The sequence below is a fragment of the Clostridia bacterium genome (assembly GCA_017554615.1).
In the GTDB taxonomy this organism is placed as follows: Bacteria; Bacillota; Clostridia; order UMGS1840; family HGM11507; genus SIG450.
On sequence record JAFZHY010000004.1, the window covers coordinates 57031 to 71931 of the forward strand.

Annotated in this window: 13 protein-coding genes; 3 read left to right on the forward strand and 10 right to left on the reverse strand. The window is 32.9% G+C overall.

Annotated features, from left to right (window positions below; translation table 11 throughout):
- Positions 1–2 precede the first annotated feature (2 nt).
- The 6 genes from rimI to IKZ35_01230 all read right to left on the reverse strand — a co-directional run bounded on the left by rimI (position 3) and on the right by IKZ35_01230 (position 7336).
- On the reverse strand, positions 3–440 hold the full coding sequence (gene rimI, locus IKZ35_01205; GenBank protein ID MBR4892585.1) for a ribosomal protein S18-alanine N-acetyltransferase: 438 nt from the start codon (positions 438–440) through the stop codon (positions 3–5).
- Positions 430–1884 carry a threonylcarbamoyl-AMP synthase gene (locus IKZ35_01210; GenBank protein MBR4892586.1) on the reverse strand — a complete coding sequence of 485 codons (1455 nt, stop codon included), beginning with the start codon at positions 1882–1884 and terminating at the stop codon, positions 430–432. The genes rimI and IKZ35_01210 overlap by 11 nt, the downstream gene beginning before the upstream one ends.
- 4 nt (positions 1885–1888) lie before the next feature.
- A complete protein-coding gene (prfA, locus tag IKZ35_01215) occupies positions 1889–2959 on the reverse strand; it encodes a peptide chain release factor 1 (GenBank protein MBR4892587.1) in 1071 nt (356 codons plus the stop codon).
- A gap of 12 nt (positions 2960–2971) precedes the next feature.
- Entirely contained in the window at positions 2972–3991 is a 1020-nt protein-coding gene (gene prfB / locus IKZ35_01220) for a peptide chain release factor 2 (GenBank protein MBR4892588.1), read from the reverse strand.
- A 121-nt stretch (positions 3992–4112) separates the two neighbouring features.
- Positions 4113–6857 carry a preprotein translocase subunit SecA gene (gene secA / locus IKZ35_01225; protein ID MBR4892589.1) on the reverse strand — a complete coding sequence of 915 codons (2745 nt, stop codon included), beginning with the start codon at positions 6855–6857 and terminating at the stop codon, positions 4113–4115.
- A gap of 236 nt (positions 6858–7093) precedes the next feature.
- On the reverse strand, positions 7094–7336 hold the full coding sequence (locus tag IKZ35_01230; protein ID MBR4892590.1) for an AbrB/MazE/SpoVT family DNA-binding domain-containing protein: 243 nt from the start codon (positions 7334–7336) through the stop codon (positions 7094–7096).
- A gap of 202 nt (positions 7337–7538) precedes the next feature.
- Here IKZ35_01230 and lnt point away from each other — a divergent pair, with 202 nt between their 5' ends.
- On the forward strand, positions 7539–8891 hold the full coding sequence (gene lnt, locus IKZ35_01235) for an apolipoprotein N-acyltransferase (protein ID MBR4892591.1): 1353 nt from the start codon (positions 7539–7541) through the stop codon (positions 8889–8891).
- Positions 8878–10626: an ABC transporter ATP-binding protein gene (locus IKZ35_01240; protein ID MBR4892592.1), complete on the forward strand. Its 1749-nt coding sequence runs from the start codon at positions 8878–8880 to the stop codon at positions 10624–10626. The genes lnt and IKZ35_01240 overlap by 14 nt, the downstream gene beginning before the upstream one ends.
- Positions 10627–10971: 345 nt before the next feature.
- On the opposite strand, the gene obgE is transcribed toward IKZ35_01240, so the two are convergent.
- The 4 genes from obgE to rplU form a co-directional block, all read right to left on the reverse strand.
- On the reverse strand, positions 10972–12252 hold the full coding sequence (gene obgE / locus IKZ35_01245; GenBank protein ID MBR4892593.1) for a GTPase ObgE: 1281 nt from the start codon (positions 12250–12252) through the stop codon (positions 10972–10974).
- A 72-nt stretch (positions 12253–12324) separates the two neighbouring features.
- Positions 12325–12603: a 50S ribosomal protein L27 gene (gene rpmA / locus IKZ35_01250; protein MBR4892594.1), complete on the reverse strand. Its 279-nt coding sequence runs from the start codon at positions 12601–12603 to the stop codon at positions 12325–12327.
- Positions 12604–12605: 2 nt separating this feature from the next.
- A complete protein-coding gene (locus tag IKZ35_01255; protein ID MBR4892595.1) occupies positions 12606–12935 on the reverse strand; it encodes a ribosomal-processing cysteine protease Prp in 330 nt (109 codons plus the stop codon).
- A gap of 2 nt (positions 12936–12937) precedes the next feature.
- A complete protein-coding gene (gene rplU / locus IKZ35_01260) occupies positions 12938–13246 on the reverse strand; it encodes a 50S ribosomal protein L21 (protein ID MBR4892596.1) in 309 nt (102 codons plus the stop codon).
- A 343-nt stretch (positions 13247–13589) separates the two neighbouring features.
- Between rplU and IKZ35_01265 the strand changes: the two genes are divergently transcribed.
- Positions 13590–14900, forward strand: a complete 1311-nt coding sequence (locus IKZ35_01265; protein MBR4892597.1) for a citrate/2-methylcitrate synthase — start codon at positions 13590–13592, stop codon at positions 14898–14900.
- The last annotated feature ends 1 nt before the right edge of the window (position 14901 follow it).

Here is a 14901-nt window from a genome sequence, read left to right on the forward strand (position 1 = left end):
GTTTATCCTTCCAAACTGTAAAGAATTGCAGTTTCGTTATTTTCATAGTATTTTTTTCGTTCGCCGATTATTTTGAAATTATATTTTTCATATAGTTTTCTTGCAACTATATTTGATTCTCTTACTTCAAGAGTTAGAAATTTAAGATGATTATTATTTTTATAATCTATAATCTCTTTTATAAGAAGATGGGAAAGTCCCTTTCCCTGATGCTCTTTTTTTATTGCGATATTTGTAATATGTCCCTCGTCTAAAATATGCCATAAGCCTACATAACCCACAGGCTCATCATTTAATAAAAGCACAAAATATTTTGCAAGAGGGTTATTTATCTCTTCGATAAAAGATTGCTTAGTCCATGGGTGTAAAAAGCAGGAAACTTCCGTTTCATATACTTTATCAACATTTGAAAAGTCAAGAGACACTATTTTAGTTTTCATATAAAAACCTCTTTTCAATAGCAAATCTTATCTCATCAAAAACGGATTGATAAACCTTAATTGGTTGCATATAAGGGTCTAAAATATCTCCATTTTCTTTAAGTGTTTTTATTTTTTCTTCAAAATGCGGAAATGCCTTAACTAAAACATCTCTCTGGCTGTTTGTCATAGTGTATATAATATCGGCTCTTACTATATCTTCTTCTGATACCTGTGATGCTTTAAAATCACCAAAAGGAATGTCATTGTCTTTAAGTGTTTTTTCAGAACTAAATGCCATATTAGACATACAGCACACATAAAGCCCTCTTGATTTAACGAAAACACCGTCTAAATTATAACTTTTTAGTATAAATTCTGCCATAGGGCTTCTGCAGGTATTGCCTGTGCAGATAAAAAGCACATTTTTAATATCCACTATATTTCCTCCGCAGGTTTTTTTAAGCCTGTTCATAATGGCAACGCCAATGCCTTCTTCTTTAACCGAAGGTATATAAATTTTAGAAACTTTTTGTTTGTCTGCTTCTCTTAAATATTTAAATATTTTTTCTCCGCATTCTGACAGATTATCTTCATCGCCTAAACAGAAGTTGGGGAAAAGTTCCTTTAGTTTGTTATACGAAGAAAAACTAAAAGCACATTCAGTTTCTTTTATATTTTTTAATATGTATTCCTGGATATCCTTTGAATTACCTCTTACTAAAACAACAGGGCAGGATGGGGAATAATGCTTATATTTCATCCCTGGAGAAGCAGGGTTTTTAATATCCGAAACATTTTTAATAAGAGACGGATGATATATAACATCAGGAATAAACTTTCTAATCTCATCAATAGTAATTTTTCCCGGTCTTAAAATCATATTAGGTGTTACAGTAAGATTTATAACAGTAGATTCAAGCCCTATTTCACAGTTCCCGTTATCTACAATATAAGGAATTTTACCCTTAAAATCGTCATACACATATTGGGATGATGTAGCACTTACCGTACCCGATATGTTTGCACTCGGTGCAGCAACAGGGCAACCTGCTTTTTCAATTAAATATCTTGTGTATATATTGTCAGGCATACGAATTCCAACAGTGTCTAAGCCACCTGTAACCGAATAGGGAATTTTATCATTTTTCTTAACAATCATAGTAAGAGGACCTGGCCAGAAGTTTTTAGAAAGTGTGTAGAAAATTTCAGGAATATCCTTTCCCACTTCTTTTGCATCTTCTTCCTTTGCAATATGAACTATCAAAGGGTTGTCAGACGGTCTTCCCTTAACTGTAAAAATCTTTTGTGCAGATTCACTAAAGAGAGCATTTGCTCCCAGACCGTAAACAGTTTCAGTAGGTATAGCAACAACTTCGCCTTTTTTTAAAGCCGAAGCAACTTCATCTAAAATATTAAGTTCATTTTCATTTGTTACACTTATAATTTTAGTAATTTTAATCACCCTGTTAATTTTCTTGATTCTGAAGTTTTTCTGCCTGGTCTGCAGTAATCAGAGCATCTATAAATTCATCAATATTTCCGTTTAAAGTGTTTTCAAGTTGGTTAATGGTAAGTTTAATTCTATGGTCAGAAACTCTTCCCTGAGGATAGTTATATGTTCTTATTCTTTCACTTCTATCTCCTGTACCAACCTGACTTTTTCTCTCGCTTGCAACTTTTTCATGTGCTTCTGCCATTTTCATATCATAAAGTCTTGAAAGAAGAATTTTCATAGCCTTATCTCTGTTCTTATGCTGACTTCTTTCGTCCTGACACATAACAACAATACCGGTAGGCTTATGAGTAAGTCTTATTGCAGATTCAGTTTTATTAACGTGCTGACCACCTGCACCTGATGAACGCAGTGTATCTGTTTCAATATCGTCAGGGTTAATGTCAACGTCTACTTCTTCTGCTTCAGGAAGCACTGCAACCGTAACAGTAGAAGTATGTATTCTTCCGCTTGATTCAGTTTCAGGAACACGCTGTACTCTGTGAACTCCGCTTTCATATTTAAGTCTTGAATAAGCGCCCTCGCCATAAACCATAAACGAAATTTCCTTGTATCCGCCAATTCCTGTAGGGCTTTCTGAAAGCACTTCTGTCTTCCATCTTCTCTGGTCGGAATACATAGAATACATTCTGTATAAATCGCCAACGAAAAGTGCCGCTTCATCGCCACCTGCACCTGCTCTTATTTCAACAATAACGTTCTTATCATCGTTAGGGTCTTTAGGTAAAAGAAGAATTTTTAATTCTTCTTCATAAACAGCAATGTTTTCTTTTGCTTCTTCAAGTTCCATTTTAACAAGTTCTTCAAAATCTTTTTCCAAACTGGTAGAAAGAAGTTCTTTTGATTCGTTAATAGTGTCCTTAGCCTTTTTATACTGTTTGTATTTTTCAACAATAGGGGTTAAGTCCTTTTGTTCTTTCATAAGTTTTCTCCATCTTTCCTGGTCTGCGATAACCAAAGGGTCTGAGATGGTTTCATTAAGTTTGTTATATTTATCTTCTAAAAAATCAAGTTTATCAAACATATTTTTCTCCTCTTACTTCTCTAACTGAAATTTTAAATATTCGTTAATAAATCCGTCAATATCTCCGTCCATAACTGCGTTTATATTTCCCATTTCAAAATTTGTGCGATGGTCTTTAACAAGATTGTAAGGGTGGAAAACATATGAACGAATCTGGCTTCCAAAACCGATATCCATTTGTTCGCCTTGAATATCAGAAAGTTTGTCTTTTTGCTCCTGCTCTTTGATTTCCAAAAGTTTGGCTTTTAGCATCTTCATAGCAGTTTCACGGTTTTTATGCTGACTTCTTTCATTCTGGCAGGATACTACAATACCGGTAGGGAAGTGGGTTATTCTTATAGCAGAATCGGTTTTGTTTATATGTTGCCCTCCGGCACCCGATGCCCTGAAAGTATCCACTCTTATTTCGTCAGGATTTATATCAATCTGGATATCGTCATCAAGTTCAGGCAAAACATCAAGGGATGCAAAGGATGTGTGCCTTCTTCCTGATGCGTCAAAAGGGGAAATTCTCACAAGCCTGTGAACTCCTTTTTCTGCTTTTAAATATCCGTATGCATTAAGCCCTGAAACAACCATTGTAACACTTTTTATACCTGCTTCATCGCCGTCTAAAAAGTCTACCGTTTCAGTTTTAAAGCCTCTTCTTTCACACCATCTTGAGTACATCCTGTAAAGCATTTCAACCCAGTCTTGTGCTTCTGTTCCTCCTGCTCCTGCATGAAGAGAGATAATAGCATTGTTTTTATCATACGGGCCGGAAAGCAGAGTTTCAAGATTCATTGTGTTTGTATTCTCTTTTAAAGTTTTAAATAAATCTTTTGCATCTTTTAAATAAGTTAAACTTTCTTCCTCAGTGCCAAGTTCAATTAAAAGTTCTATTTCTTCGCACACATCTAAAAGTGAGTTGTAAGCACCTATTTTATCCTTAAGATTTTTTATCTTCTGAAGAATTTTTGATGAATTATCTGAATTACTCCAGAAATCAGGCTTCTGGGTTTCTTCCTCCAAAGAGGAAATTTCACTTTGCATAGATGCTAAGTTAAAGTGAATCACCTAACTTTGTAATATCTTCTTTAAGAGTTATAAGGTCTTTTTGTAATTCTTCATACTCTAACATTTAATCAACTCCTTAAAATAATAATATTTAAAACTAATCATTGGAATTAAATCCGCAGCATTTTTTATATTTTTTACCCGAACCGCATGGGCAAGGGTCGTTTCTTCCAACCTTCTGGGTTTTTCTTACTGTAACCTTTCTTGGCTCTTCATTTGATTCTAAAACTGCATTCTGCGGACGGGCAACCTGTTTTCTTTCCATATTGGTCTGAAGTTTTAGGTTAAAAAGAATTTTAGCAGTATCGTTACTGATAGATTCTATCATTTCTTCAAACATATTAAAGCCTTCAATCTGGTATTCTATAACAGGGTCTTTTTGTCCATACGCTCTAAGACCGATTCCTCGTCTTAACTGGTCCATATCATCAATATGGTCCATCCACTTTTTATCAACAGTGTTAAGAAGAACAACTCTTTCAAGTTCTCTTATATTTTCGCCAAACTCTTCTTCTTTTTGTTTGTATCTTTCAAGCATATTTTCAGTTAAAAGTTTTGTAAGTTTAGCCTTTGTAAGATATGAATATTCATCTTCTTTAATTATAATTTCTTTATCCAAAGGAGCATAATTTGCATTTGCAAACTCTAAAATATAATTCATATTCCAGTCGTCAGGATATTCTTCTATACACTGGGTAGATACAAAAGATTTAACAGAATCAATAAGCATTTTTTCAATGCTTTCTTTGATGTTTTCTCCGTTTAACACTTTTTGTCTTTGAGAGTAGATAACTTCTCTTTGCTTATTCATAACATCGTCAAACTGAAGAACGTGTTTTCTTATCTGGAAGTTTTTGCCCTCAACTCTTTTTTGGGCATTTTCAATAGCGCCTGTTAACATCTTATGCTCAATAGGCTCATCATCAGGCATACCAAGAGCGTTAACCATGCCTATAATTCTTTCAGAACCAAATAAACGCATAATGTCATCTTCTAAGGAAATAAAGAATCTTGTTTCCCCAGGGTCTCCCTGACGCCCTGCACGGCCTCTTAACTGGTTATCAATTCTTCTTGATTCATGTCTTTCAGTACCGATGATGCAAAGTCCACCTGCATCGACAACTTTTTTCGCTTCTTCGTCTGTCTTAGATTCAAAATCGTAAAGAAGTGCCTGATAAAGTTTTCTTCCCTCTAATATCTCTTCGTCAGTAGTATCCTGATATCCTACGCATAAAGAAATGATTTCGTCAGAGTATCCTCTTTTAGCCATTTCTTTTTTAGCCATAAATTCAGGGTTACCGCCAAGTTTTATATCTGTACCTCTACCTGCCATATTTGTAGCAATAGTAACTGCACCAAGTTTTCCTGCCTGAGAGATAATCTCTGCTTCTTTTTCGTGATATTTAGCATTAAGAACTTCATGCTTAATTCCGTGTTTTTTAAGAAGTCTGCTTAACAGTTCGCTTTTTTCAATAGATATTGTACCAACTAATATAGGTTGAAGTTTTTCGTGTTTTTCAACTATTTCATTTATTACTGCCTGATATTTTGCAGCCTCGTTTTTATATACAAAATCAGATAAGTCTTTTCTTTTTATTTCCTTGTTGGTAGGTATAACAACAACGTCAAGTTTATAAATTTCCTGAAACTCTGTTTCTTCGGTAAGAGCAGTACCTGTCATACCTGAAAGTTTATTATATAATCTAAAATAATTCTGGAAAGTAATTGTCGCAAGAGTTTTAGACTCTCTTTCAACCTTAACTCTTTCTTTTGCTTCAATAGCCTGATGAAGACCTTCTGAGTATCTTCTTCCAAACATTAAACGCCCTGTGAATTCGTCAACTATAATAACTTCTCCGTCTCTTACAACATAGTTAACATCTTTTTTCATAACACCGTGCGCCTTTAAAGCCTGATTTATATGATGTGAAATTGTCATATTCTCAGGGTCGGAAAGGTTTTCAAGGGAGAATGCTCTTTCGGCCTTTTCTACACCTTGTTTTGTAAGAGTAGCGTTATTTGCCTTTTCGTCAACTATATAGTCAACTGATGCATTTTCATCTTCTTCTTTTTTTAAATCAGTTTCCACAATAGTTTTATAAGAGAGAGTTCTTACAAATTTATCTGCCTTTTCGTATATGTCTGTTGATTCATCTCCTGCGCCTGAGATAATAAGAGGAGTTCTTGCTTCGTCAATTAATATACTGTCAACTTCGTCAACTATTGCAAAGTTATGACCTCTTTGAACCATCTGTTCTTTATAGATAACCATATTATCTCTTAAATAGTCAAAACCAAATTCGTTGTTTGTACCGTATGTGATATCGGCAAGATAGTTTGCCTTTCTGTCGCTTGGGTCAATATCATGGATAATAAGTCCGACAGTCAAACCTAAGAATTTATAAATTTTGCCCATCCATTCACTGTCTCTTTTTGCAAGATAATCATTAACTGTAACTATGTGAACGCCTTTTCCTGATAATGCGTTAAGATAAGCAGGAAGAGTTGCAACCAGTGTTTTACCTTCTCCTGTCTTCATTTCTGCAATTCTTCCCTGATGAAGAATAATTCCGCCTAAAATCTGAACAGGGTAGTGCTTAAGCCCAAGAACTCTCCATGCAGCCTCTCTTACGGTAGCAAAAGCCTCAGGAAGAATATTATCAAGAGTTTTTCCCATTTTAAGTTGTTCTTTTAAATATGGAGTTTTGGCTTTTAATTCACTGTCAGAAAGTCGGGAAAATTCATCTTCTAATGAAAGAGTTAAATCAACAATAGATTTTAATTTTTTAATTTCTCTTTCGGAATAAGAGCCAATCATTTTTTCAATTATAGATTTAAACATTAAATTCACCTCATAGTAATTTAAAGGGTATTTTTATCAATTTATAAAAACTGTAAAAAAACTTATTTAAATAGTCTTAAATTATAGTCTATACCTATCATATCCTAATATAACATTATATCACTAATTCTTAGTTTTTACAATAGAAAAAATGCATTTTGCCCTTAATTTTACTTGAAATTATAACGATTTTAAAAATAGTAAAAGCAGTGTAAAATTACACTGCTTTAAATAAATTATTTTAATTTTAATTTTTCTATGCATTTTCTGCATACATGTTTATTTTCATATATAACATTATCTCTTGCGTCCTGACAGAATATACAGGATGACTCATATTTTTTTAAGATTATCATATCGTCTTCAACGAATATTTCAATAGGGTCTTTAATGTCAAGATTCATATTTCTTCTTAACTCGATAGGTAACACCAATCTTCCCAATTCATCAATTTTTCTAACTATTCCTGTAGATTTCATAAAAAAACTCCCTTTCTCTATTTTTTATTACAGGAATATCATAACATATTATCCAAAAAATGTCAATTAAAGTTTTATATAATAAATAAATAAATTTTTATGTAATAAAATGGCATAAAAGATAGGTTAAATAAGTTGATTTTAATTTAAGATTTTTATATAATAAAAACATATGAAGTTAAAAAAAGGGAGGGGAATAAGAATGAATTTATTTCTAAGTGCAGTAGCAGGAATTATTACAGGAATTGCATTTATATATAAAGATTTTTGTTTTCTTACCCTGTTTTCTTTATTGCCTTTTCTTTATGCATTAAAGGATAATGAAAAAAACTTTTTAAAAGGGTTAACTTTTGCAGTGTTTTTATATGGAACAAGTATGTCATTTTTATTTAAAATGCATCCTATGGAATTTATGGGCTTTTCGGGAATTAAAAGTATAGGTATAATATTTTTAATGTACTTAGGAATTTTAATAGTTGAAAGTTTTTGGGGAGGCTTTTTTTCTTATTTTTATAAAAAATATGTAAATAATATTTATCTTTTTCCTCTTTGCTATGTACTATATGAAGTTATAATCAGTGTGGGAATATTGGGGCTTACCTTTTCTCATCTTTATCTTCCGTGGTATAAAAACCTTTATTTTATACAGTCAGCCTCATTGCTGTCCTCATATTTTTTAACCTTAATTATTGTATATATCAATGTGTTTATATATAAATTTTTAACTTTAAGAAAATTAAAGTTTTTAATTTTTGCGCTTTTAATATTTGTCATCAATTTAAGTTTTGGGGCGTTGAGATTTAATCTTTATAAACCATCTCATTTTAAACATAATATTGCTCTTATTCAGGGGAATTTATCATCCTTAGAAAAATGGGAGAGTAACAGTCTTTTAAATAGTTTTAATATTTATAGTAAGTTAAGCATAGAAGCAAAAGAAAAATATCAGGTAGACTCGGTAGTATGGCCTGAAACGGTTATAAATGTTGAACTTGATAAAGGTGGGTATTGGTATAACAGAATATCTGAGTTTTCAAAAGAAAACAGGCTGGAACTTTTTACAGGTTGCTTTTATCCTGAAAATAACTATTATTACAACAGTCTTGTTGCCTTTAATAAAAACGGTGAGCAATACTTGGATATTTACCATAAAAGGCATCTTATCCCTTTTGCAGAAAAAGTAACTTTTGGAATGAACGGACTGGTGTCAGGAAAAGATGCAACTATACTTAATATCTTATCGGGTAAAGCAGGGGGAATAATATGTATAGATTCTGCATACCCTCACTTAACTTATGTAACAAAACTAAAGGGCAGTGAGTATTTTTTGCTTATAACCAACGATTCGTGGTTTGAAGATTCATTTGGGGTAGAAAGCCATTTTGCACACAGTATTTTCCGTGCAGTAGAAAATAACAGTTATCTTTTAAGAACAGGTAATACAGGGATAACAGCAGTTATTACTCCTAAAGGAGAAATAAAAGGAAAGTTAGAGCCACTTACAAGAGGGTATACAGTTATAAAGGGAGGAAAAGTTTATTATGAAAAAAAATAAAGGGCTTATAAGGAGATTTATTCCTTATTATAAACCGTATTTATCAACATTTATCTGTGATATGCTTTGTGCGTTTTTATGCGGTATGGTTGCTCTTATAACTCCCATTCTTATAAGGCGCATAATAAATGAGGGGTTAAACAGTGGGGGAATATCTTATGAAATAATTTTTAAAACAGGTCTTTTGATGCTTGTTTTTGTGATTTTAGATTCTCTTGCCAATTATTATGTAAGTTCAACAGGTCATATAATGGGAACAAAAATGGAAACAGATATGCGAAGAGATTTGTTTTCTCACCTGCAGAAACTTCCGTATTCTTATTATGATAATACAAAAATAGGCCAACTGATGAGCAGAATAACAAGCGATTTATTTGATGTTACTGAGTTTGCACACCACTGTCCTGAAGAATTTTTTATGTCATCGTTAAAAATAATCGGTGCATTTATTGTTCTTTTAGGGGTTAATGTAAAACTAACTCTTATAATATTTGCGTGTATTCCTGTTATGCTCTTTTTCTCTATCATAATGAACAGGAAAATGAAAAGCACATTTAAAGCACAAAGAGCGCAGATAGGGGAAATAAATGCAGGAGTGGAAGACAGTCTTCTCGGTATAAGAATAGTTAAATCGTTTACCAATGAAAATATAGAAGAAGATAAGTTTAAAGAGGGAAATGATAAGTTCTTAAAAATCAAGAAAAAGTCTTATCATTATATGGGCTTATTTCACAGTGGAATAAAATTCTTTGACGGGTTTATGTATTTAACCGTTGTGTTTTCAGGCGCATTTTTCTTAAAAATTAAAGCAATTAACGCAGCAGACCTTGTGGCATATCTTTTATATGTGCAGACTCTTCTTGCAGCAATAAGAAAACTGGTGGAATTTACAGAGCAGTTCCAAAGAGGTCTTACAGGGTTTGAAAGATTTATAGAAATTATCGATACCCCTGTTGATATCAAAGAAAAAGAAGACGCTAAAGAACTTTTAAATGTTAAAGGAACAATAGAGTTTAATAATGTTACATTCAGATATTCTTCATCTTCTGATTCAGTTCTTAATAATATAAATCTTAAAGTAAAACCTGGGGAAAATGTTGCCCTTGTCGGTTATTCAGGCGGAGGTAAAACTACTCTTGTAAACCTTGTTCCAAGGTTTTACGATATTGATTCAGGTAGTATTTTAATTGACGAAGTTGATATAAAGGATGTAACACTAAAATCTTTAAGAGAAAATATAGGTGTTGTGCAACAGGATGTGTATTTATTTTCAGGCTCAGTATACGAAAATATTGCATACGGTAAACCTGGGGCAACCAAAGAAGAAATTATTAATGCAGCGCGTCTTGCAAATGCACATTCGTTTATCGAAGAACTGCCTTTGGGTTATGATACTTATGTCGGCGAGAGAGGAGTTAAACTCTCAGGTGGTCAGAAACAGAGAATAAGCATTGCAAGAACATTTTTAAAAGACCCTAAAATTTTAATTTTAGACGAAGCAACAAGCGCTCTTGATAATGAAAGCGAATATATTGTTCAAAAATCATTAAAAGAACTTGCAAAAGGAAGAACAACCTTTACAATAGCACACAGACTTTCAACTATTATAGATTCAGAAAGAATAATAGTGCTTACAAAAAACGGTATAGAAGAAGAGGGAACTCATAAGGAACTCATGGATAAAAAAGGAGTATATTATAAGTTGTATCTAAAAGCAGACCAGCAAATTGATTAACCTTTAATTTTATATATAAAAAGTGTACCTATATATATAATATAGATACACTTTAATTTTATCTTTTTGTTGTTTAATGGTATGGTTAACATCCATCTTTTATGAAGTTGATTCGATATCAACTTCATAAAACCGATGGATAGGAAAAATTTCTTAGATTCAATGAAAATAACCGAAGGTGTATGTGATACATCGAGAGGTATTTTCATTGAAAACGCAAAAATTAAATTTATAAATTGCCTTGCAATTTATACCTTAGAAATATTAAAAAAGTGTACCTATATATTATAGATACACTTTAATTTTATCATTTTTTGCGTGTTCTTAGGAATTTTAACATCCATCCTAAAGTACGAATTCAAATTCAACCTCATCTAGTCTTACAAGGTCTCCCTCGCTAATACCTTTTTCTTCCAATGCCTCAATAACCCCATGAGATTTTAAAGCCCTCTGGAAATACTGCATAGATTCAAAGTCATTAGGATTTGTGCTTTTTAATAATCTGTCAACAAACGGACCTGTAACGTTATATACGCCATCTTCATCAACGAATACTTCAAAAGGTTTTTCTACAACTTTGTGTATTTCTTCGTTATAAATCTTATCTTCGTCATATAAAACAGGCATCGGAATTTTCTGAAGTCTTTCATATGCATAGTCAAGAATTTCTTTAACACCTTTTTTTGTTGCACCTGAGCATATAAACACTTTATATCCCATTTCTTCAAATTTTTTCTTATAATCATTTAATATTTCTTCGTCAAATATCAAATCGGTTTTATTAAGAATTATAATCTGTTCTCTATTTGCAAGAACACTGCTGAATTTAATTAACTCATTGTTTATAATTTCAAAGTCTTCTAAAACATTTCTTCCCTCAGATTCTGAAGCATCAAGCACATGAAGTAAAAGCCTTGTTCTTTCAATATGCCTTAAAAAGTCATGCCCAAGACCTATTCCTTCTGATGCACCCTCTATAACCCCGGGTATATCAGCAATCACAAAATTTCTTCCTGCTCCTAAGTCAGCAACACCAAGGTTTGGAATTAAAGTTGTAAAATGATAATTTGCAATTTTAGGGTTAGCCTTTGTGCTTACTGAAAGGAAAGTAGACTTTCCAACATTAGGGAACCCGACAAGACCAACATCTGCAAGAAGTTTAAGTTCTAATGAAACTTCTCTTTCCTGACCTGGAAAACCAGGCTTTGCAAACTTTGGAATTTGTCTTGTAGGCGTAGCATATTTTTTGTTGCCAAAGCCTCCGTCTCCGCCTTTTGCAATAACTGCTTCCATTCCAGGTTCATTTAAATCGCATAAAATAAGACCGGTCAGACAATCGTAAACTACTGTTCCCACAGGAACTTTTACATATAAGTTTTCGGCGTTTTTCCCGATACGGTTATCACTCATACCGTCTCCACCGGCTTTTGCAACATATTTTCTTTTATATTTAAAGTCAAGCAGGGTAGAAAGGTTAGGGTCTGCAACAAATATAACGCTTCCGCCTTTACCTCCGTCGCCACCGTCAGGGCCACCTGCCGCAACATATTTTTCACGATGAAAAGAAACACAACCGTTTCCGCCGTTTCCGGCTTTAACAAATATTTTGGCTTTATCTATAAACATAAATAATACCTCCAAAAACAGTTTTAAAAAAGGGTTGCAACCAAGAGCTGCAACCCACAAAAATCAAAATGATTAACCGGCAATAACACTAACCTGTTTTTTGTCTTTGCCTAATCTTTCAAATTTAACTTTACCGTCAACCAATGCGAAAAGAGTATCGTCAGAACCTTTACCAACATTTGTTCCCGGATGAATTTTTGTTCCTCTCTGTCTAACAAGAATGTTTCCTGCTAAAACAGCCTGGCCGTCGCCTTTTTTCACACCAAGTCTCTTAGCTTCACTGTCTCTGCCGTTCTTAGTGCTACCCATACCTTTTTTATGAGCAAATAATTGAAGATCTAATCTAAACATTTTTACACCTCCAGCGTAGTAATATTAACATTATCTTCGTACTGTTCTTCTAAATCTAAAAAGAACAAATACATAGAATTAAGTAATATATTAGCTTGTTCTCTTAATTCGTTTTTTAAATCATCAGGCAGACAAAAATATAAATAGCCATCATCTTTTTCATAGCCAAAAGGAATGTTTAATATTTTTTCAATTCCCAAAAGTGTGGCATATGAAACAGAGGATATGGCGGCACAAACAATGTCATCACTATCTGAAAACTCTGAATGACCGTCAATAACAAATTTAATTATATTGCCTGACTTATCTTTTGTAATTTCAATCTTAGTCATAATTACATAGAGATTTTTTCAATCTGAACTTTTGTATAAGGCTGTCTGTGGCCCTGTTTTCTTCTGTAACCTTTTTTAGGTTTCATTTTGTAAACGATAACTTTCTTTTCTTTACCGTTCTTTAAAACTTTTGCAGAAACGTTAGCACCACTAACTTCGCTACCAACTTTGATACCGTTGTCATCAGCAACTGCAACAACTTTGTCAAGAGTGATAACTTCTCCTTCGTTAACTTCTAATTTTTCAATGAAGATAACATCACCTTCGGAAACTTTATACTGTTTTCCGCCTGTTTCGATTACTGCGTACATTCTGTAGCACCTCCCTTTATTTTTATAGGACTCGCCTTATAAGGTTATTATAACAAGTTATAATATTAAGACCCTATTCGCGCGGTTACCGTACTATTTTAAATCATATTTGTCTATATGTCAAGGTTTTTTTGGTATTTTTTTAAAATTTTTTTGCCATTATTTTTGACAATCTTATTAAAGATGTGGTATACTATTAAAAACTTAAGAATAAGTATAAAAGATTTAAAAAAATAATATACTTAAATGACATATATATAAAGGAAGGGCTGATTTTTTGAAACATATTTTTTTAACAGACGAATTTCGAAAATACAGAAATGATATATATAAGTTTTCCGATATGGTTAATAACTATAATAAAATTGACCCGGAATTATATACTAAATATGAAGTAAAAAGAGGTTTAAGAGATATTTCAGGAAAGGGTGTTTTAGCAGGTTTAACAGAAGTTTCTGAAATAGTTTCACATACTATGCAAGATTACACTCTTGTCCCATGTGACGGAAAACTTTATTACAGAGGGTATAACATAAACGATATAGTTGCCGATTTTACCGAAAATGATAAATTCGGTTTTGAAGAAGTTGCCTATCTTTTGCTGTTTGGTGAACTTCCTAAAGAAGAAGAGTATATCAATTTTAAAAGAATTTTATTTGATGTGAGCAGACTTCCGGGTGAGTTTATAAGAGATTCCGTTATGAATCTTCCTGGTAAGGATATGATGAATATGCTTGCGAGATGTGTTCTTACCCTTTATACTTATGATGAATATGCAGACGATATAACTATTCCTAATGTAATAAGGCAGTCTGTTCAGTTAATTGCCCAGATGCCACTTCTTATGACATATTGTTATCATTCATATAACCATATTTATAACAGGGGAAGCCTTGTTATAAGAGAGCCGAAAAAGGAATATTCACTTGCAGGAAATATTCTTCATATGTTAAGAACAGACGGTTCTTTTACCGAGCTTGAAGCAAAAATTTTAGACTTGTGTATGGTGCTTCACGCAGAACACGGAGGAGGTAATAACTCTACTTTTACCACTCATGTTGTAACATCTTCGGCAACTGATACCTATTCTTCTATAACTGCATCTTTAGGCTCACTAAAAGGCCCAAGACACGGTGGAGCAAACATAAAGGTTGCAGAAATGTTTGAAGATATTATGAAGCAAATATCTGACTGGGAAAATGAAAAGGAAATTGCAGACTATCTTACAAAAGTTTTAAATAAAAAGGCGTTTGATAAATCAGGTCTTATCTATGGAATGGGCCACGCTGTGTATTCAATTTCTGACCCGAGAGCAGTAATTCTTAAAAAGTTCGTTTCTTCTCTTGCTAAGGAAAAAGGAATGGAAAAGGAATTTGCGCTTTATGAAAAGGTCGAAAGAATTGCTCCGATAGTTATTGCAAATGAAAGAAAAATATATAAAGGCGTAAGTGCTAATATAGACTTTTATTCAGGCCTTGTATACAGTCTTCTTAATATACCAAAAGAAATGTTCACACCTTTATTTGCAGTTTCAAGAATGCCTGGCTGGTGTGCACACCGTATTGAAGAACTTGTTAACGCAGGTAAAATTATTCGTCCTGCCTATAAATCAGTTATGCCAAGAAAAGAATATATTAAAATGAAGGACAGATAAA